This is a genomic window from Nocardia sp. NPDC056611, assembly GCF_042792755.1.
Classification (GTDB): Bacteria; Actinomycetota; Actinomycetes; order Mycobacteriales; family Mycobacteriaceae; genus Nocardia.
This window is the reverse complement of record NZ_JBHTVV010000001.1, coordinates 41,948-61,388: the sequence shown is the minus strand read 5'-3', so window position 1 is coordinate 61,388 and position 19,441 is coordinate 41,948. Positions and strand designations below refer to the sequence as shown.

The window sequence follows — 19,441 nt, the reverse complement described above, 5'->3', positions numbered from 1 at the left end:
CATGAGCACCGCTACCGCCTATGCCGTGAACGCCCCGGACGGGTCCTTCGAGAAGGTCGCCATCGAGCGCCGCGAACTCGGCCCCCACGACGTGCTGATCGACGTGAAGTACGCGGGCATCTGCCACTCCGACATCCACACCGCCCGCAACGAATGGCACAGCACCGCCTACCCGTGTGTGCCCGGCCACGAGATCGCCGGAATCGTGGCCGCCGTCGGCTCCGAAGTGACCCGGCACAAGGTCGGCGACCGGGTCGGCGTGGGCTGTCTGGTCGACTCGTGCGGCGCATGCGAGCCCTGCGTGGCCGGGGAACAGCAGTACTGCACCCGGGCCGCGGTCTGGACCTACAACTCCCCCGTACCCGCCGAACAGCAGGCGGGTGGGCGCACCCTGGGCGGCTACTCCACGCAGATCGTGGTGACCGAGGGCTTCGTGCTCGCCATTCCCGAGGGCATCGGGCTGGATGTGGCCGCGCCGCTGCTGTGCGCGGGCATCACCCTGTTCTCGCCGCTGCGGCACTGGAACGCCGGGCCGGGCAAGCGGGTCGCCATCATCGGCATGGGCGGGCTCGGGCACATCGGCGTGAAGATCGCCGCGGCCATGGGCGCGGAGGTGACCGTGCTCAGCCACTCGCTGTCCAAGCAGGACGATGGCCGCCGATTCGGCGCGCACCACTACTACGCCACCGGTGACCGCGCCACCTTCAAGCAGCTGCGCGGCAGCTTCGACCTGATCATCAACACCGTGTCCGCGGACCTGCCGATCGAGGACTACCTCAAGCTGCTGCGCCTGGACGGCAGCCTGGTGGCGCTCGGCCTGCCCGACAAGCCCTACAGCGTGCGGGTCTCGGCACTGGCCGGTTTCCGGCGCTCACTGTCCGGCTCGATGATCGGCGGTATCGCGCAGACCCAGGAGATGCTGGACTTCTGCGCCGAGCACGGCATCGGTGCGGAGATCGAGGTCATCCCCGCCGACCGCATCGACGACGCCTACGAGCGCGTGATCGCCTCCGACGTGCGCTACCGCTTCGTCATCGACGCCGCCACCATGTGACGCCACGGGGTATTTCGCACCGGCCGCCGCGAAATACCCCGCGCCGCACGTCCTGCACCGACGGCTACTGGCCCGACTGCTCGCGCAGGGCCTGCTTGGCGGCGTCCTGCACCTTGTCCACCGCGCCGGCGAACTTGCCGTCGGTCTGCTGGTCCAGCGCGTCGCCGGCCTTGTCGATCAACGGCTCCAGCTTGTCGGCGTGCTGACCCGCCAGCTCCGCCGCCTTGCCCGCCGCGTCCTTCAACTGATCGAACATGCCCACGATCCACACTCCTGTCTCGAAACAACGTCCAGGACAGGCTATCTCCGCGCGACGGGCGGGACCGCCGCCGCTCAGTTCGCGGGCGGCGGGCTGAAGACGCCGAAGCGGTTGCCGGAGGTGTCGAGCAGTTCGGCGAAGACCAGGCCGTTCTTGGCGGTCATGGGCTGCAGGAACACCTTGCCGCCCTGCTTCTCGGCCGCGGCCAGGGTCGCGGCGACGTCCTGGACCAGCACATAGAAGATGGCGTGGTTGGCCGAGGCGTCGTCGACGTGCGCGAGGCCGCCGGCGGGCATCTCGTTGCCCGGGTAGGTGATGAGGTCGTAGCCGCTGTCCTGGTCCGGGTCCTGCGCGAAGTTCCAGCCGAACAGGCCGTTGTAGAAGGTCTTCACCGAGTCGGGCTGGTCGCTGCCGACCTGGAACCAGGCGACGGTGTTGAAGGGCGGGGTGGTCATGGCTGTCTCCTGTGCGGTCGTCGTGGATTTCTTGTGCCCCACCACGATCTCGCCGCCCGGCGACAACCCCCTGTCGGTGTTTCCCGATCTTTTGTCGGTGTTTTCCGGACCTAGCCGAGCGAGATCATCCGGATCTCGTGCACCGGCTCGGCCGGGCTGCACGTCTCGATGGACCGCTCCGCCCCGATCCGCTCGGTCAGCTCGATCGCCTTCATCCGGTCGAGCCGGAAATTGCGCGGTTCGTCGCGCAGCAGGCACCAGCCCAGCAGGTACCAGCCCCGGCCGCCGTGCAGCAGGGCCACCGGTTCCACCTCGCGCTCACTGAGCACGCCCGCCCGATCCAGGTATTCGATGCGCAGCACCCGCCGCGCCACCACGGCCTGCTCCACCTCGGGCGGCACCGGCATGGGCGCGACCGCCTCGGGTGATTCGAGCAGCCGCACCCGCAGCGCCAATTGCCGTGCGGCGGCGGTATTCTGGGCGGACATGGCGGCCAGGATCTTGCGCAGCGCGCTGCGCCCCGCATCGGCGAACGGACCGCCGTCGGCGCGCGCCACCGCGACGGCCAGCGCCACCGCCTCGGCCGCGGTGAAGTTGAGCGGCGGCAGCGACATGCTCTTCTCCAGCGCGTACCCGCCCCGCCGCCCCACATCGGCGTAGATGGGGACCCCCGACTGCTGGAGCGCGCTGATATCCCGCTCGACCGTGCGCACGCTCACCCCGTGCCGCGCGGCGAGTTCCCGTGCGGTGCGCAGGCGCGGCGACACCGCCCGCAACTCCTCGACGATCGCGTAGAGCCGGTCCGTGCGGTTCACGCCCACACCGTAGCGAGGCCCACCGACATTTCCGGGAGTCCGCGGACCCACTTCCCCCGCTGGTCCGGCGGTATCTGATCGCCCTTCTGGTCGTGGGTGCGCCAATCGCGGGTTCATGACCGATTCGTGACAGCGAACGCGCGGAACCCCGGTCCGATCGGCGGATCGAACCGGGGTTCCGGGGTGAGAACGCTACGGCCTCAGGCGGTTTCGCCCGCGGCCGCTTCCGCGCGGCGGCGGACGCGACGGGCGGCGGCCACCATATTGCGCAGCGACGGATCCAGCTGCCAGTGGTGACGGGTCTTGAGACCGCCGTCCGGGTTGGCCCACAGTCGTTCCGGGCTGACCGCCTCGGCGGCCGCGGTGAGCAGCTCGTCCAGTTCGTCGATGTCCGGGATCCGCGCGGACCGCGATTCGTAGACGCCGGGCCCGACGCCGTGGGTGAGGCCGCGGCCCTCGGCGCAGTCCTCCTTCAACGCCTCCAGCACCCATTCGATGGAGCGGGTGGCGACGATGGCGGTGACGTCGGCGTCGAGTTCCTCGATGGCCGCCACCACGTCGCCGCGGCTGGAATAGCCGATGTGCGTGTGGATCTGGGTCTCGGGCTTGATGCCGGAGGTGGCCAGCTTGAACGCGCCGACCGCCCAGCGCAGGTACTCGGCCTGTCCCTTCTTGCGCAGCGGCAGCAGCTCGCGGATGGACGGCTCGTCCACCTGGATGATGGCGATGCCCGCCTTCTCCAGGTCCACGACCTCGTCGCGGATGGCCAGCGCCACCTGGTCGGCGGTCTCGTAGAGCGGCTGGTCCTGACGCACGAAGGAGCGGGCGAGCATGGTGACCGGACCGGTGACCATGCCCTTGACCGGCTTGTCGGTGAGCGACTGCGCGTACGCGGTCCACGACACCGACATGGGTTCGGGGCGGGCCACGTCGCCGTACACGATCGGCGGGCGCACACAGCGGGAGCCGTACACCTGCACCCAGCCGAAGTGGGTGGTGGCCATGCCGTCCAGCTGTTCGGCGAAGAACTGGATCATGTCGTTGCGCTCGTGCTCGCCGTGCACCAGAACATCCAGGCCGATGTCCTCCTGCAGCCGGATGGTGGACTCGATCTCGGCTTCGATGCGCTTGCGGTACTCGTCGAACGACAAACGGCCCTGACCGAGGTCGTGCCGCGCCTGCCGGGCGGTCGCGCTCTGCGGGAACGAGCCCAGCGTGGTGGCGGGCACCAGCGGCAGCTGAAGTTTGGCCTGCTGCGCCAGCTTTCGCGTCTCGTACGGTTCGCGCACCCGCATCTGCGGGGTCACGGCGTAGACGCGCTGGCGCACCGCGTGCTTCTGCTTGAAGTGCACCGAGGTCGGCTTCTTGCGCCACTTCTCCGAGGGGCCCTCGGTCAGCGCCTTGGCCAGCGAGACCACTTCCAGCACCTTCTGCTTGGCGAAGGCGAGACGGTCGGCGACATTGCCCTCCAGCTCGTATTCGCGCAGCACGTCGTAGGGCACGTGCAGCAGCGAGGCGCCGGTGGACACCACCATGTCGGGGCAGACCTGGGCGAGCGCGTTGAGGTATTCCAGCGTCACGTACCGGTCGGCGCGCCACACATTGGTGCCGCTGATGACGCCGGCGTAGAGCCGCTTGCGCTTGATGCCGGGGATGGCGGCCAGGTCCTCGGGCCGGACCCGGTAGCTGGCCAGGTCCAGGCCGATGGCCTCGACCGCAGTGCGGCACAGGATTTCGGTCGCCTCACCGAAATCGCCGTACGAACCGGTGACCAGCATGCGCGGGCGCAGCGGGGCCTTGGACAGCCGCTGGTAGGTCTTCTCGAACAGCTCCATGGTGGAGGGCGAGCGGTCGCTGGTGAAACAGGGCTCGTCGAGCTGCACGCAGGTGGCGCCCCGCTTGGCGAGCACCTCGAACAGTTCCTCGTACACCGGTAGCAGCTTGTCGAGCAGCACCAGCTTGTCGAATTCGGTCTCGCCGGGCACGTGTCCGGTCTTGGACAGCAGCAGCAGCGACAGCGGGCCGAGCACCACCGGACGCAGCTCGATGCCCGCGGCCTTGGCGCGGTCGAATTCGTCGAGCAGCGCTTCGGGGTGCAGTGAGAACTCGGTGTCGGTCTCGAGTTCCGGCTGCCGGTAGTGGTACGGCGTGTTCAGCAGCTTGACCAGCTCGAGCGGCGGCAGATCGGGCCGGCCGCGAGCCATCAGGAAGTAGAAGTCCAACGGGTCCAGGCTGTCCCGGAAGGGCTCGAACCGCTGCGGGACCGCGCCGAACAGCAGCGCGTTGTCGAGAATGTGGTCGTAGTAGGAGAAGGTGTTGCCGGGGACCTGGGTCAACCCGGTGGCGGCCAGCTCCAGATACTGACTCTCCTGAATCTCGCGCCCGACCGCGAGCAGTTCGTCACGGGAAAGCGTGCCGTGCCAATACGACTCGAGTGCACGCTTGAGTTCGCGGTGTTGCCCGATCCGCGGGTAACCCAGAATGCTGGACCCGAATCCGTCGGCGACGTTGACCATGAGAAGGACGCTCCTTCCGAGCTGCGGGCTAACCCGCCTCTCCGCGCCTTCAGGCCAGACTAAGAGCCGTAGCCAATGCACACGCGGCCGGCGGTCAGGTGCAGCGCCAATTTTGGACGTACCCGACGAGTTACCCGATTCTTACGAAATCAGTTGTCACGTTACCCGCAACAAAGAACCGGGCGACTCATCGTTCGGCTGCTTCTAGCCTGCTGCTTCTAGCCTCGGTTGTACTGGTAGAAGCCCGCTCCGGCCTTCTTACCGAGGAGACCCGCTTCGACCATGCGCATCAACAGCGGCGGCGCGCTGTAGAGCGGCTCCTTGAACTCCGAGTACATGGAGTCGGCGATGGACTTCACGGTGTCGAGGCCGACCAGGTCGGTCAGCGCCAGCGGGCCCATCGGGTGGGCACAGCCCAGCACCATGGCCTTGTCGACGTCTTCCTTGGTGGCGAAACCGGATTCGACCATCCGGATGGCCGAGAGCAGGTAGGGCACCAGCAACGCGTTGACCACGAAACCGGAGCGGTCGGCGGAGCGCACGACCTGCTTGCCCAGCACGTCGGCGGCGAACTGCTCGGCGCGCTTGGTGACGGTCTCGGTGGTCTTGAGGGTGGTGACCAGCTCGACGAGCGGCAGCACCGGCACCGGGTTGAAGAAGTGCATGCCGACCACCCGCTCCGGGTTGTTGGTCGCCACGGCGATCTTCATGATCGGAATGGAGGAGGTGTTGGAGGCCAGCACCGCGTTGGGGTCGGTGACGACCTTGTCGAGTTCGCTGAAGATCGCGGTCTTCACGTCCTCGTTCTCCACGACGGCCTCGACCACCAGCTGGCGGTCGGCGAAGTCGCCGAGGTCGCTGGTGAAGCGCAGCCGCCAGGCGGCCTGCTCGCGCTCGCGCTCGGTGATCTTGCCGCTGGACACCCCGCGGTCCAGCGACCGCAGGATGCGGGCGCGACCGGCGGCAGCCAGTTCACGGGTCTGTTCGAAGACGAGCACATCGACGTGTGCTCGGGCGCAGACCTCTGCGATGCCCGCGCCCATCTGTCCGGCACCGATAATGCCGACGCGCTGAATCTTTTCGCTGCTCACGTCCCGCTCCTGCTGTTTGGCCGTCGTGGCTGTGGATGAAGGCGTCGTACCGAACGACCCTGCGCCTTCTTAAGGTCTTGAAAAAACGGACTTGCAAAAAACGCTATAGGAAAATGCCCTCCCCGCCGGGGCTGTCGACGGGAAGGGCGGGTGAACACCCCGCCGGGAGAGGCTTGCCATCTCTCCCGGCGGGAGTTCGAGGTTCCCGGGGCGGCGGAGGTTGTGATGCGACTACCGCCCCGGGTACAGGTCCTCAGGACCTGTTGTGGCTCAGTGGAACTGACCCTCTTCGGTGGAGCCCTTCAGCGCCGCGGTGGAGGTGTTCGGGTCCACGGTGGTGGCGATGGTGTCGAAGTAGCCGGCGCCGACCTCACGCTGGTGCTTGACGGCGGTGAAGCCACGCTCGGCGGCGGCCTTGAACTCGCGCTCCTGCAGGTCGACGAACGCGGTCATGCCCTCGCGGGCGTAGCCGTGCGCCAGGTCGAACATGCCGTAGTTCAGCGAGTGGAAGCCGGCCAGGGTGATGAACTGGAACTTGAAGCCCATGGCGCCCAGCTCACGCTGGAACTTCGCGATGGTGGCGTCGTCCAGGTGCGCCTTCCAGTTGAAGGACGGCGAGCAGTTGTAGGCCAGCAGCTGGTCCGGGAACTCGCTGCGGACGGCCTCGGCGAACTTGCGCGCGACCTCGAGGTCCGGCACCCCGGTCTCCATCCAGATGAGGTCGGCGTAGGGGGCGTAGGCCTTGGCACGCGCGATGCAGGGCTCGATGCCGTTCTTGGTGCCGAAGAAGCCCTCGGCGGTGCGGGTGCCGTCCAGGAACTCGCGGTCGCGCTCGTCCACATCGGAGGTGATGAGGGTGGCGGCCTCGGCGTCGGTGCGGGCGATGATCACCGACGGCACGTCGGCGACGTCGGCGGCCAGACGCGCGGAGGTCAGGGTGCGGATGTGCTGCTGGGTGGGGATCAGCACCTTGCCGCCCAGGTGGCCACACTTCTTCTCGGAGGCCAGCTGGTCCTCCCAGTGCACGCCGGCCGCGCCGGAGGCGATCATGGCCTTCTGCAGCTCGTAGGCGTTCAGCGCGCCACCGAAGCCGGCCTCGGCGTCGGCGACGATCGGGGCCAGCCAGTTGGCGACCGAGGTGTCACCCTCGACCTTGGCGATCTCGTCGGCGCGCAGCAGCGCGTTGTTGATGCGACGCACCACGGCCGGAACCGAGTTGGCCGGGTACAGCGACTGGTCCGGGTAGGTGTGGCCGGACAGGTTGGCGTCACCGGCGACCTGCCAACCGGACAGGTAGATGGCCTTCAGGCCGGCGCGAACCTGCTGCACGGCCTGGTTGCCGGTGAGGGCGCCCAGCGAGTTGATGTAGTCCTCGTTGTTGACGAGATCCCAGAGGATCTCGGCACCACGGCGAGCGAGGGTGTGCTCCTCGACGACGGTGCCCTGCAGCTTCACGACCTGCTCGGCGGTGTAGTTGCGGGTGACGCCCTTCCAGCGGGGGTTGGTGTCCCAATCCTGCTGAAGTTCCGCAGCGGTCTTCGGGGTGCCGACCTTCGACATCTCTGACTCCACTTCTTCGTTCGGTCTCGGTAGCCCCGCGAGTCGAACTCCGAGGCGGATGTTCGACCACTGCTGGAGCGGCAATTTGCAGACTTGCTAGGCCCGCGAGGTGTACTTCCACACGATGGCACAGGAAAAAATGTCCGTCTACCTGTTGCAAGTGTGAATCCCCGCTAGCTTTCACCGGCATCTTGCTAAGCCTGCAAAATTTGCCTGTTAATAGCAGCGGTGGAATCTACTTGCCAGTAGCGCTGACGTGCAGTTTTGCATAACGCCCGTACTGTTTGGGTGATGCGGGCCACCGGTGCGTGACGCGCCGACGGCCGTCGAGATGTGAGCACCTTCACAGCACAGTCTGATCTTGATGGTTGTGAGGCATGCCACCGGGGTCCGAATTCCGGACCGTTCGGTCGACTGAGAACCGAATTTCTAGCATCGCTAGACAATCTAGCCCGAGTGTTGTTATCGTTGCTTCAGTTCCTAGCGCCGCTAGATTTCAGCCGAAAGAGGCCCCCGATGTTCATCCTGACCGGCCAGATCCTCGCCGCCCTCGCGATCCTCGCCAATGCCGTGGTCTACGGAACCGACTGGTCCGTCGCCCTCATTACCCGGTCCGTCTACCGCGACCACCTCGACGACGCGACCGTGACGATCAGCGCCGGCTGGGGTCACTACTACGGCGACAAGCGCATGCCGATCTTCGGCGCCGGCGGCATCATCACCGCCGTCCTCGCCCTCGGCTGCGCGATCGCCGCCGGGCAGGCCCCCGCCGCGGTCGCCGCCGGACTCGCGCTCGCGGCCCTGCTCACCTGGCTGGCCTGCTACGTCCTCATCGCCAAGCCGATCAACACCGCGCAGACCGCGGCCGCGCGGACCGGCGTCATCCCCGCCGATGCCCGTGCGCTGCAGGACAAGTGGGACAGCATCCTCAATGCGCGGGTCGCCCTGCAGACCGTCGCCCTGTCCGGCCTGATCGCCGCTCTGGCTCTGTTCTGACCGTCGCCCCACCCGGAAACCCGAGGCCCCGCACCGAATCCGGTGCGGGGCCTCGGGTTTCCGGCGGGCACCCCTCAGCCCGTCGCCGGCTCGACGAGCGCCACGGGCGGCGGGGTCGGCGGCGGGCCGGGTTCGGTGGACACCCGGGTCCCGCAGCCGGCCGCCACCACGAGCATGACCGTGACGGCGAACGTCAGCACCGCGACGCACCCGATGGCGAACCATCCCGCATGGATCCGGCGCGGGAAGGGCACGTACATGCCGAGCCCGCCGACGTAGATGATCATCGGATCGCTTCCTGCTCAGGCCGGGTCCGGACACCGGTGGCCGCCTCGCGGGACCCCGAGGGTCGGGGATGGCATCGCTCGATCGGCCGCCGCGCCCGCGTCTCGCCTTCCTCGCGCGACTCCGCCTCCGCGTCGCCGCCGGTGTCGCGCAGGGCGAGCAGGCACATGGCCTCGGTGAGGCCGAGCCCGATCAGCGCGGCGTGCAGGGTCGCCGCTTCGGCGTCGAATTCCGCTGTGGGCCCGGGAAATCCGAGCAGTATCAACTCCGCGAGCCGGACACCGGCCAGGGCCTGTTCCCTGGTCAGTCGCCGGGTCGTGGGCAGGTAGGAGAGCACCCACCGGCCCCGTCCCCGCTCGGGCACATCCACCCGGAACGCCACCTCGTGGGCGACGTCCGAGGTGATCAGCCACTCGTACTCCACTACGGCCATCGATCCGATCCTCCGTTCCATTCGGACCCGCCCCGTCCCGGCATTGCCCGACGCTTCCATTGGACCGTCCGCGAGCCGCCGTCCCCGTACCGCGTTGTCCCGCCGTTTCTTCCCGGCCCGAACCGGCTCCGACCTGCGCCGAGCGTGGGCCCCGGCCCGGAAGTTTCCCGCCCGGCCCCGGATTTCTTCGCTACCGTCGATAGCGAATACAGCTGTCCGCCAAGCGAATCCGCCCGGTGCACCGATTGCCGGGCGATGGCGGGCGGGCGAGGAGGTGCCCCGATGGAGTCGACCGCCGCTTCCTCGCAGGAGATCGCCCGGCTCGGCCGTTCGCTGCGGGCGCTCGGTCTGAGCGAGCAGACCCTGGTGGAGCCGCTGGCCGTCGAGCTGATGCGGCGGGGGCTGCGGCCGCGGACGGCGTGGCGCAAGGCCAACGGCCTCAATCAGCGGCAGGCCGCGGAGCGGTTCAATCAGCTCGCGCCCCTGGTGGATCCGGACGGCCACCGGGAGCCGCGGATGAAGAACAGCCGTCTGTGCGAGATCGAGAAGTGGCCGGCCCGCACACCGGAGGGGTACGGATATCGGGCGCCCGCGCTGCACACGCTGGAGTTGCTCGCGCTGGTGTACAACACCACCTGGGATCGGCTGGTCGACATCGAGGATCTGGCGCATCTGGCGCCGGGTGATCGCCGCGCCTACCAGGCCGCGCGGGAACGCCTGGGGCTCAACCGGACCGGGGCCGGGCAGTTGTACGTGCCGACGGCGGATTCGACGACCTTCATCGGGCGCCGCCATCCCCTGGAGGAGATGCGCCGCCGCGTGGACCTGCACTTCCTGGGCGACTCCCGCGCGCAGTTGATCACGGGTGTCGCCGGGGTGGGCAAGACCGCCTTCACCCGGCAGCTGGTCGCCAAGTTCGCGGACCGCTTCCCGGACGGCGCGGTATGGCTGGGGATGCGCAGTCACGATCGGGAGGCGGGGGCGGCCAGCGCGTCCCGGCTGCTGGCGGCGGGCCTGAGTCAGCTGGGGGTGCGGCCGCCGCTGCGGGCGGATCAGGGCCGGTTGGCGCAGCTGTGGCGGCGGGAGACCGCGGGGCGGCGGCTGCTCGTGGTGTTCGACGATGTGCTGGAGAGCAAGCAGATCCGGCCGCTGCTGCCGCAGTCGCCGAGCTGCTTCGTGGTGATCACCAGCCGGCGGCCGCTGACCGGCATGGTGCGGGTCAATCAGCTGGAGCTGGAGCCGCTGGGCCCGGACGAGGCCGAGGAGATGCTGGCCACGCTGGGCAATCTGGGCGCGGGCTACGACTCCGCGGCGGCCCGCCGGATCGTGGAGGTGGCGGGCGGGCTGCCGCTGCCGATCCGCTTGGTGGCGGGCCGGATCAGCCGCCGGCCCGGACTATTGGCGGACCTGCGTGACGACCTCGACGCCCTGAGCACCCTGGTGACGCTGCCCGCGGCCGGGCCGAGCGTGGGTATGTGCCCGGCGGAGCTGATCCTCGACAAGTTCTCCGCCGAGGACGAGTCCATGCGCGACGCCTTCGCCCTCTCGTACGCCCGGCTCCGCGACGAGGAGGCGCGTCGCGCGGTGCGGCTGCTCGGCTGGTTCCCGAGTTCGACGGTGTCCTCCGATGATTTCGCGGCCATGGCGCAGGCCGAGGACTCGGCCGCGAAACGCCTGCTGCAGCGGGTCTTCGAGGACGGGATGATCGATCAGCTCGCCAGCCGTCCGGGTCATCAGCGGTATCGGATGCACAATCTGCTGCACCTCTACGCCCGCTGCCGGGCCGACTCGGAGAGCCTGCCCGGCGAGCACGGGGCCGCGCTGGGCCGCCTGCTCGGGCACTATCTGGAGACGGCGAGCGGTATCGGCAAACCGCGTCCCTTCGACACCGCGCATCCGCACGCGCGCCGCGACTTCCGGAATCCGAACATGGCCGTCATGCAGGCCCGGCTGTGGTTCGAGGAGCGGCTGGGCACGATGCTGGCGTGCGCCCGCACCGCCGAACGCACCTCGGACACCGCGCGCTTCGCCGATCTGCTGGCCGGGCAGCTCGCCACCCTGGGCTATCTGGCCGAGAGCCGCAGCATGTTCGAGCTCGCCACCTCGATCAATCACGCCATCGGCGATCGGACCGCGGAATGCGACGCTTGGTACGGCCTCGGCCACCTGCTCAAGACGGTGCGCGAATACTCCAGGGCGGCAGTGTGTTTCGAACATGCCCGGCGGCTGGCGGAGGACATCGGCGATCATGCCCGCACCGCCCGCGCCCTGCTCTGGCATGCCGCCGCGCTACGGCACCAGGATCGCCGCGATGCCGCCCGCGACGCGGTCCGGCAGGTCCTGCGCATCGCGCATTCGCTCGGCGACCTGCACCTGGAGTGCGACGCCCTGCGCGAGCTCGGCCATATCGAGCGGCTCAGCGAGCGATACGCCGCCGGCGACGAGTACTACCACCGGGCGCACGCCATCGCCCTGCGGATCGGGGACGGCTACTGCGAGGGCTGGTCGGTGTGGGGACTGGGCGGGATCGCGGGTCTGCGCGGCGATCTGGACGAAGCCTGGACGCTGTTCGAGGAGGCGTACCGGATCAGCAAGGAGATACCGGACACCCTGCTCCAGATCGACACCCTGCGCGGCTTCGGCCACATCCACCGCAATCGCGGCGAATTCGACGCCGCCCGCATCAAATACGAGGAGTCGCGCGCCCTCACCCGCGGCATGTCCGACGCGGGCGGCGAGGCGGCCGCGTGGTGGGCGCTCGGCGAGCTCGAACGCCGCGCCGACAACCCGGCCCTGGCACAGGTCTATCTGGAGAAGGCCCGCACGCTCTGCGAGGGCATCGACCCCGCCCGCCTGCTGAAGGTCCAGCAGACGCTGACCGCGCTCGGCTCCTGACGATGCGGCCCATCGGTGCGGCCCGCACCGTCCCATCTGGTCCGATGTGCGGCGGGCCGGTCGGGCTACCCTTCTGGTCACTTGGCCAGCGAACCTGCGCGGGCCGGATTACCCTGCTCGCGTGAGTCCCGAACGCTGCGATGGAATTCTGCTCGCGGCCGGTGCCGGTCGGCGATATGGCATGCCGAAAGTGCTGGCCGAGGGTGGCGCGTGGCTGCGCGGGGCGGTGCGGGCGCTGCGGGACGGCGGCTGCGAACGGATCGTCGTGGTGCTGGGCGCGACCGGGCCCGCGTATCGGGCAGCGAACGGCGGCTGGCTGGTGTCGCAAACCTCGGGCATAGCGATACCCGAAGGTGTGCAACCTATTTGGGCCGAGGACTGGGACCTCGGGCTGAGTGCGTCGACCCGCGCGGGTCTGGCGGCGGCAGCCGCGCCCGGGATCACCATGCGCTTCACCGGGACCGGCGAATCCACGACAACAGCAGGTCAGCCCGCAGATTCAACAGTTGCGGCGCAGGCTGTCGCGGCGGGGAACGCCGATGCCGGCGCGGCCCACTCCCCCGCCGAGTTCGTGGCCATCATGCCGGTGGACACGCCGGACGTCGGCCCCGAGGTGGTGGCGCGGGTGATCGCGGCGGCGCGAACGAGCGAGAGCCGTGTGGCGCGAGCGTTCTTCGGGTCGGTCCCGGGTCATCCGGTGGTGCTGGGGCGCGCGCACTGGGCCGGGGTCCGCGCGAGCGCGGAGGGAAATTCAGGGGCGGGCACTTATTTACGGGAACGAGCGGATATGGTGTGCGTCACGTGCGATGACCTCGCTACGGGGATCGATCGGGATTATCCGGCGGGCAGCGCACTGTGAGCGGGAGCATGTGATGCGGGAAATCATCGACGACCTTCTTCGGGTGTGGCACAGCGGGCGAACCGGAGGGTTGGCCACTCTCGTTCGGGCGCAGGGCGCGACGCCGGTGCCGATCGGTTCGGCCATGGTGGTGGACGCCGACGGCCGGGCCTTCGGATCCATCTCGGCGGGCTGCGCCGAGGCCGCCGCGTACGAGGCGGCCGCGGAATCGGCGCGCACCGGTCGGCGCGGGCTGCAGCGGTTCGGTCCGGGCAGCGGTCTGGATGCCCAGATGGACTGTGTCGGCACCCTCGACGTCTTCACGGAACCGTTCTCGCGCAGGCACTTTCCGGAATTCCCGGATATCGCGGCGGATATCGACGCGCAGCGTCAGGTCACCCTGTTCACCGTGGTCTGGCACTCCGATCCGGATGTGATCGGGCAGCATCTCATCACCGATCGCAAGCACGGCACCGAGCTGGTCTCGCTCCCCGACTCCGACGTGTTCGTGTCCTCGTTCGCCCGCCCGCCGCACCTGATCCTGGTGGGGGCCAATGCTTTCGCGAGCGCGCTGGCCACCCAGGCCCGGCTGCTCGGCTACCGGATCACCATCGTCGACGCCCGCCCGACCTTCGCCAACTCGACCGCCTATCCCGGCTGCGAGGTGGTGGTCGACTGGCCGCACCGCTATCTCAACACCCTGGCCTCGGCCGGTGAGATCGATCGCGACACCGCCATGGTGGTGCTCTCGCACGACCCGAAATTCGAAATCCCTTTGCTCACCGTCGCTTTGCGACTACCCGAGCTGGGGTATCTGGCCGCCCTGGGTACCTCGGCGTCGCACGGACATCGGCTGGAGGCCCTGCAGGCGGGCGGTTTCAGCGACGAGACCCTGTCCCGCCTGCACTCCCCGGCGGGCCTGGACGTGGGGGCACGCACCCCGGCCGAGACCGCCGTCTCGATCGCCGCGGAACTGCTGGCGGTGCGCAACGGCAGGTCGGCGGAGCCGCTGTCCGCCTCGCCGGGTGGGGGCCGGCGGCACGTGCAGCTGGCGCGCTGACCCCCCGATCCCGGTCTACTGCTTCAGTTCCGGGTGCTCGGCGAACATCTCCTTCAGCACCGACAGGTCGAACAGCTGGTCGGCCTTGATGTCGATCTTCGACTTGCCGAGCGCCGCGATATTCTGCGCGATGAGCTCGTCGGTCATGGTGAACAGGCCGTTGGCCTTGGTGTTCGCGGAGACCACGAGATCGTTCTGCGCCATCGCCTCCAGTGATTGTTCCTTCAGTTCCAGGCGCTGGTCCTTGCCGTACACCTCGACGGCCAGCCGCGCCCCCCCGCCCGGGTTGGCGACGGCGTCCTTCCAGCCCTTCACCTCCGCCATCAGGAACGCCTTCAGCTTGTCGCGTTCGGTGTCGATGGTCTTCTGGTGCACGGTGAGAGTCTCGGCGACCAGCGGCAGCCCGAAGTCGGCGAACAGGAAGTTGATGTTCTGGAAACCCTTGGACGCCAGCGTGATCGGCTCGTTGGTGGCGTAGCTGACCCACCCGTCCACCTCGCCGTTGGCCAGCGGCGTCGGATCGTATTGCGCGGGCACCACGGTGACGTCGCCCGGTGACATGTTGTTGGCGGCGAGCAGCGCGTTGAAGATGAGCTGATTGGTGTCCTGCACCCCGATCTTGCGGCCCTTCATGTCCTGCGGGCTGCGGATCGGCTTGTTCGCGGCGCTCACGATGCAGAAGGGGTTCTTCTGATACGTGGTGCCGACGATCTTGGCGGGCAGACCTTCCAGAATCGCGGGCGCGGTGGTCTGCGGCGCGGACATGCCGATCCAGATCTTGCCGGTGCCGAGCCCGGCCTCCACCGAGGTGCTGGCCGCGCCGCCCGCGATCAGATTCACCGACCCGAATCCGGCGTCCTTGTAATAGCCCTTGGAATCGGCGAAATACTCCCCCGCGAATTCGATGTTCTTCAGCCAGGACAACTGCACCGCCACGGTCCCGAACTTGGAACCGTCGGCGACACTGCCGTTCCCGCCGCCCGACGAGTCCTTTCCGCAGGCGGCGAGCACCCCGGCCCCGCTCACCGCCGCACCGGCCAGCCCGGCGTAGCGGAAGAAGGAGCGACGGCCCATGGACAACTGCGCGACCGGAACCGGCCGGAACAAACCACTCATGCGGCGAATGTAGGCGGTTTCGATTTCCGATTTTTTGCTTTGACCAACGTATTTGTATGCGCCGCGTTAACTCGTGTGCTCAATCCCGTCCGGTGCGCGGCGAGAACCGCGCCAGCACCATGCTCTCCAATACGCCGACCACCGCGTAGGCCACCACCGACACCACCGTGACCAGCGCGATCGAGGCCCACAACCGGTTGTACTGGAACGTGGGAATCGCGCGGATCAGGCCCGCGCCCAAACCTGTTCCACTGCCCAGCCATTCGCCGAGCAGTGCCCCGATGAGCGCGCCCGGCACCGAGATTCGCGCCGCCGCGAACACCGACGGCAGCGCGGCGGGCAGCGCCACCATGCGCAGGGCCGTCCAATGCGAGCCCCCGTAGGCCACCACGAGTTCGGTGGCCTGCCGGGGCGCGGACCGCAAGCCGGTCATGATCATCACCAGCGCCGGGAAGAACACCACGATCGCCGCCATGACGGTCACGCCCAGCAGCCCGCGGCCGAACACCAGCACGATGATCGGGGTGATCGCGACCAGCGGCACCGACCGCAGCAGCATGGCCACCGGCATGAACGCCTGCGCCACCGCCGGGACGCCCACGAACACCGCGGCCACCAGCAGCGCCGCACCCATCCCCGAACCGAACCCGATCGCCGCGTCCCGCAGCGTGATCCGCAGTTCACCGACGATGACCTTGCGGGCGGACTCGGAGGTGGGCCCGGTGACCAGGTACCGCCACACCTCGCCCGGACTCTTGCCGACCAGCCCGACCTGCGGATACAGCTTCAGGAAGCCGTACCACAGCGCCACCAGCAGGATCAGCGAGACCAGCAGCGGCAATAGGAATCTGCCGATCGGCCGCAGCGCGTTCAGGGTTCTCATCACGCCTCCGGTCGCCGTCCGCATCACGCCTCCGCCCGAGTCCACGGCACCGCGATGCGGGCCGCCAGCGCCACGATCGCGTAGCCGAGCCCGGCCAGCGCGGCCGCGGCCAGCGCCATGCCCCAGGTGCGCGGCACGTTGTAGGCGGTCTGCGCGGCGGTCAGCGCCACTCCGATGCCGCTGTCCACGCCGCCCAGGTACTCGCCGATGATCGCGCCCAGCACCGCGGACGGCGCGGCGATCTTCAAGGCCGCCAAGGTGTTCGGCAGCGCCGCGATCAGCTGCACCCGCCACAGTCGCTGCCAGCGTCCGCCGCCATAGGCGCGCACCAGATCCAGTCCGGTGGGATCGGCCGACCGCAGGCCCGACACCGTCCCGACCATGGTGGTGAAGAAGCAGTACATGGCCGCCAGGAACACCGTGGGTGTGCGGCCGCCGAACACCACCAGGATGATCGGCCCCAGCGCCAGCAGCGGCGTGCAGTAGCTGAGGATGGCCAGCTGGGTGACCAGCATTTCGATCGGCGGGATCAGCACCACCAGCACCGCCAGCGCGATGGCCAGCCCGTTCCCCCACGCGAAGCCCTGCAGCGCGCCCCACGCGGTGATCCGGAAGTTCGGCCCGTAGAGCGCCCAGCCATCGGTGTACATGGTGTGCAGCACCGTCCACGGGCTGGGCACCGTGCCGCCCGCGACGCGCAGCTCGGCCAGCAGGGTCCACAGCAGGAGCAGCACGAGAATGCCCGCCGCGCCGCCGATTCGGGACAGGCGGTTCATTCCGTCGCCACCCCTCCGTGCCCGCTGCGCCCGAACAGCAGCTCCGACAGATAGTCGTGCAGCTTGTGGAATTCGGGGGTGCGCATCATCTCCGGGGTGCGCGGCCGCGGCAGATCGATCTCGACGATCTCCACCACCCGGCCCGGCCGCGGGCTCATCACCGCGACCACGTCGGAGAGGAAGACGGCCTCGGCGATGCCGTGCGTGACCATCAGGGTGGTGGCGGGCTTCTCGGTCCAGATGCGCAGCAGTTCCAGGTTCAGCCGCTGCCGGGTCATGTCGTCGAGCGCGCCGAACGGTTCGTCGAGCAGCAGGATGGTCGGCTTCACCACCAGGGCGCGGGCGATCGAAACCCGTTGCCGCATACCGCCGGACAGCTGCGCGGGCTTGCTCTTCTCGAAGCCCTCCAGCCCGACCAGCGCGATCAGGTCCGCGATCAGCTCCCGGTCCACCGGCAGGCCCGCCACCTGCAATGGCAGCTTGATATTGGATTCCACACTGCGCCACGGCAACAGCGCCGAATCCTGGAAGGCGATCCCGAACTGATGCCGCCGCCGCAGCTCGGCCGGGGTCTCGCCATTGATCCGCGCCGTCCCCGCCGACGGCGACTCCAGATCCGCGAGGATGCGCAGGATCGTGGACTTGCCGCAGCCCGAGGGTCCCAGCAGCGACAGGAACGCGCCCTGTTCGGTGTGCAGATCCACCGCGTCCAGGGCGGCCACCGTCCGCCGCCCCGACCGGAAGGTCTTGCTCAGCCCGCTGATGTGAATGCCCGTCCCCGCGGCCACTTCCGAACTCATAAGGCCACGGTAGGTGCCCGCAATTGCGGGCGGATTGCGAATGAACGGACGAGATGACCGACTTGTTACGGTGCGGCCGGATCGTTCACCAGAAGCTCGACGGCTCGAACCAGTCCCGCGCCTCGCGGCGGAACAGCAGCACGATCACCGCCAGCGACACCAGCGGACCCAGCGGACCCGGCGGCCGACCGTCCAGGATCGACGGCACCGTCCAGAACATGTTCAGAACCGCCACCAGGATCGCGCCGACCCGGATCGCCTGGCCCTCGGAATGGAAGGTCAACCCCACCAGCCCGAGCAGCAGCGCCGGGACGAACGGCACCCCGGTCACGATGGCCGCCTTCGCACCCATCAACCAGCCCGAGGCCGCCACGCACAGCACGCCCAGCACGCCCATGCCCACGGCGAGCACCTGCGCCGCGCGCACCACCCGCGGCATGCGATATCCATTCCCGACACCCGACCCTCGATCGGGTTGAGTCTCCAGGTCCGACACTCCCCCAACGTAACCCCGAGTCATCCCCCGATCGGGCCACCACGCCGCCGGGTCTGTTTTCCCGGCCGCGGCCGTCGCCGCCCGTGGTTGAGCACGGTGCGATCTACGGCCGGACCGCGACCGTCTCCAGTTCCCGCACCCGCACGGTGGGCAGCAGCCGGTCCCGCAGCACCCGGTCGATCTCGCCCGCGACCGGGATCACCACCGCCGCGGCCGAGGTGGCGACCGCGTCGGCGAGCAGCGCCGGCCAGTCGGGGGCGGCCTCGGCGGCCAGCGCCGCGATGATGGCAGCCACCGCCGCGTCCCCCGCCCCGGTGGGGTTGCCCGCCAGCGGCTTCGGCAGCGCGGCCGTCCAGGCCCGGGTCGGGGTCACCGCCACCATGCCGTCGCCGCCGCGGGTCACCACCACCGCGCCCACACCGTCCGCGATCAGCGGATCCACGGCCCCCAGGATCTCCGGAACGGTGCCCGCCGGGCGGCCGGTCAGCCGTTCCAGCTCCTCGACATTCGGGGTGAGCACAATGCCCGGCACCCGCGCCGCCAATTCCAGTGTCTGACCGTCACAATCGCAGACCGTCGGCACGCCCCGGGCGATGGCGGTCCGGGCCAGCTCGGCGGGCAGCCCCGCGCTCACCCCGCCCGGCAGCGACCCGGAGATGACCAGCCCGCTCATGTCCGACAGCAGCCCCGCCACCCGCACCCGCAACTGATCCACCGCGCGCGGCTCCGTGACCCGCGGCCCCGGCTCCCACAGCGCGGTCGCGGTGCCGTCGTCGGACTCACTGATCACCACGGTGCGCCGCACCCACGGCAGCGCGTGCACGAAGTCGACCGGCATCTCGAGTTCCGCCGCGGCCGCGAAGGAGTGATCCGAGAATCCGGTGGCGCGGGCGTACTTGCCGAGCTGGTTGAGCACCCGCGTGACATTGATGCCACGCCCGCCCAGCCGCTGGTCCACCGAGTGCACCCGATGCGCGCGACCACGCTCGAAATGCTCCACCCGGTAGGTCATGTCGTAGGCGGGGTTCATGGTCACGGTGACGATCACTCCACCATCACGGCACGTCACGGCACCGGATGCAACCCCTGGACGGCAATGTGGCACCGAATGTC

Annotated in this window: 19 protein-coding genes; 5 read left to right on the top strand and 14 right to left on the bottom strand. The window is 69.0% G+C overall.

From position 1 onward, the window contains the following. The first annotated feature begins 1 nt into the window (after position 1). Positions 2-1,054, top strand: a complete 1,053-nt coding sequence (locus ACFRAQ_RS00305) for an NAD(P)-dependent alcohol dehydrogenase (RefSeq protein WP_379092019.1) — start codon at positions 2-4, stop codon at positions 1,052-1,054. Between the two features lie 64 nt (positions 1,055-1,118). Here the strand turns inward: ACFRAQ_RS00305 and ACFRAQ_RS00300 are convergent, their stop codons facing one another. The 6 genes from ACFRAQ_RS00300 to aceA form a co-directional block, all read right to left on the bottom strand. After that, a complete protein-coding gene (locus ACFRAQ_RS00300; protein WP_357281948.1) occupies positions 1,119-1,310 on the bottom strand; it encodes an antitoxin in 192 nt (63 codons plus the stop codon). 77 nt (positions 1,311-1,387) lie between these two features. Next, positions 1,388-1,768, bottom strand: coding sequence for a VOC family protein (locus ACFRAQ_RS00295; protein WP_357281949.1), 381 nt, complete (start codon positions 1,766-1,768; stop codon positions 1,388-1,390). A 110-nt stretch (positions 1,769-1,878) separates the two neighbouring features. Continuing rightward, the gene (locus tag ACFRAQ_RS00290; protein WP_379092016.1) at positions 1,879-2,583 is read right to left on the bottom strand and encodes a helix-turn-helix transcriptional regulator; all 705 of its coding nucleotides are present in this window, start codon (positions 2,581-2,583) and stop codon (positions 1,879-1,881) included. A gap of 200 nt (positions 2,584-2,783) precedes the next feature. Continuing rightward, on the bottom strand, positions 2,784-5,099 hold the full coding sequence (metE, locus tag ACFRAQ_RS00285; protein ID WP_379092013.1) for a 5-methyltetrahydropteroyltriglutamate--homocysteine S-methyltransferase: 2,316 nt from the start codon (positions 5,097-5,099) through the stop codon (positions 2,784-2,786). A 218-nt stretch (positions 5,100-5,317) separates the two neighbouring features. Beyond that, positions 5,318-6,190 (bottom strand): 3-hydroxybutyryl-CoA dehydrogenase, encoded by an 873-nt coding sequence (locus tag ACFRAQ_RS00280; protein WP_379092010.1) that lies wholly within the window; start codon positions 6,188-6,190, stop codon positions 5,318-5,320. A 270-nt stretch (positions 6,191-6,460) separates the two neighbouring features. Further along, positions 6,461-7,750 carry an isocitrate lyase gene (aceA, locus tag ACFRAQ_RS00275; RefSeq protein WP_213559092.1) on the bottom strand — a complete coding sequence of 430 codons (1,290 nt, stop codon included), beginning with the start codon at positions 7,748-7,750 and terminating at the stop codon, positions 6,461-6,463. Positions 7,751-8,266: 516 nt separating this feature from the next. Between aceA and ACFRAQ_RS00270 the strand changes: the two genes are divergently transcribed. Next, on the top strand, positions 8,267-8,746 hold the full coding sequence (locus ACFRAQ_RS00270; protein ID WP_379092007.1) for a DUF1772 domain-containing protein: 480 nt from the start codon (positions 8,267-8,269) through the stop codon (positions 8,744-8,746). A gap of 74 nt (positions 8,747-8,820) precedes the next feature. Here ACFRAQ_RS00270 and ACFRAQ_RS00265 read toward each other — a convergent pair whose 3' ends face one another. Together ACFRAQ_RS00265 and ACFRAQ_RS00260 are read right to left on the bottom strand one after the other, a co-directional pair. Further along, entirely contained in the window at positions 8,821-9,033 is a 213-nt protein-coding gene (locus tag ACFRAQ_RS00265; protein WP_379092004.1) for a hypothetical protein, read from the bottom strand. Continuing rightward, positions 9,030-9,464, bottom strand: a complete 435-nt coding sequence (locus tag ACFRAQ_RS00260) for a hypothetical protein (protein WP_379092001.1) — start codon at positions 9,462-9,464, stop codon at positions 9,030-9,032. The genes ACFRAQ_RS00265 and ACFRAQ_RS00260 overlap by 4 nt, the downstream gene beginning before the upstream one ends. 282 nt (positions 9,465-9,746) lie before the next feature. Here ACFRAQ_RS00260 and ACFRAQ_RS00255 point away from each other — a divergent pair, with 282 nt between their 5' ends. The 3 genes from ACFRAQ_RS00255 to ACFRAQ_RS00245 all read left to right on the top strand — a co-directional run bounded on the left by ACFRAQ_RS00255 (position 9,747) and on the right by ACFRAQ_RS00245 (position 14,257). Continuing rightward, on the top strand, positions 9,747-12,359 hold the full coding sequence (locus ACFRAQ_RS00255; RefSeq protein WP_379091998.1) for a tetratricopeptide repeat protein: 2,613 nt from the start codon (positions 9,747-9,749) through the stop codon (positions 12,357-12,359). A gap of 181 nt (positions 12,360-12,540) precedes the next feature. Then, positions 12,541-13,218, top strand: a complete 678-nt coding sequence (locus tag ACFRAQ_RS00250; protein WP_379095683.1) for an NTP transferase domain-containing protein — start codon at positions 12,541-12,543, stop codon at positions 13,216-13,218. Between the two features lie 13 nt (positions 13,219-13,231). After that, positions 13,232-14,257: an XdhC family protein gene (locus ACFRAQ_RS00245; RefSeq protein ID WP_379091995.1), complete on the top strand. Its 1,026-nt coding sequence runs from the start codon at positions 13,232-13,234 to the stop codon at positions 14,255-14,257. 15 nt (positions 14,258-14,272) lie between these two features. Here ACFRAQ_RS00245 and ACFRAQ_RS00240 read toward each other — a convergent pair whose 3' ends face one another. The 6 genes from ACFRAQ_RS00240 to ACFRAQ_RS00215 form a co-directional block, all read right to left on the bottom strand. Further along, entirely contained in the window at positions 14,273-15,373 is a 1,101-nt protein-coding gene (locus ACFRAQ_RS00240) for an ABC transporter substrate-binding protein (protein WP_379091992.1), read from the bottom strand. 79 nt (positions 15,374-15,452) lie between these two features. Beyond that, positions 15,453-16,256 carry an ABC transporter permease gene (locus tag ACFRAQ_RS00235; RefSeq protein ID WP_379091989.1) on the bottom strand — a complete coding sequence of 268 codons (804 nt, stop codon included), beginning with the start codon at positions 16,254-16,256 and terminating at the stop codon, positions 15,453-15,455. 23 nt (positions 16,257-16,279) lie between these two features. After that, on the bottom strand, positions 16,280-17,032 hold the full coding sequence (locus ACFRAQ_RS00230) for an ABC transporter permease (protein WP_379091986.1): 753 nt from the start codon (positions 17,030-17,032) through the stop codon (positions 16,280-16,282). Continuing rightward, positions 17,029-17,832 (bottom strand): ABC transporter ATP-binding protein, encoded by an 804-nt coding sequence (locus tag ACFRAQ_RS00225; RefSeq protein ID WP_357281969.1) that lies wholly within the window; start codon positions 17,830-17,832, stop codon positions 17,029-17,031. Before ACFRAQ_RS00225 ends, ACFRAQ_RS00230 begins: the two co-directional genes overlap by 4 nt. A gap of 85 nt (positions 17,833-17,917) precedes the next feature. Then, the gene (locus ACFRAQ_RS00220) at positions 17,918-18,271 is read right to left on the bottom strand and encodes a hypothetical protein (protein ID WP_379091983.1); all 354 of its coding nucleotides are present in this window, start codon (positions 18,269-18,271) and stop codon (positions 17,918-17,920) included. A gap of 160 nt (positions 18,272-18,431) precedes the next feature. Continuing rightward, a complete protein-coding gene (locus ACFRAQ_RS00215) occupies positions 18,432-19,364 on the bottom strand; it encodes a hexose kinase (protein WP_379091980.1) in 933 nt (310 codons plus the stop codon). Between the last annotated feature and the right edge of the window lie 77 nt (positions 19,365-19,441).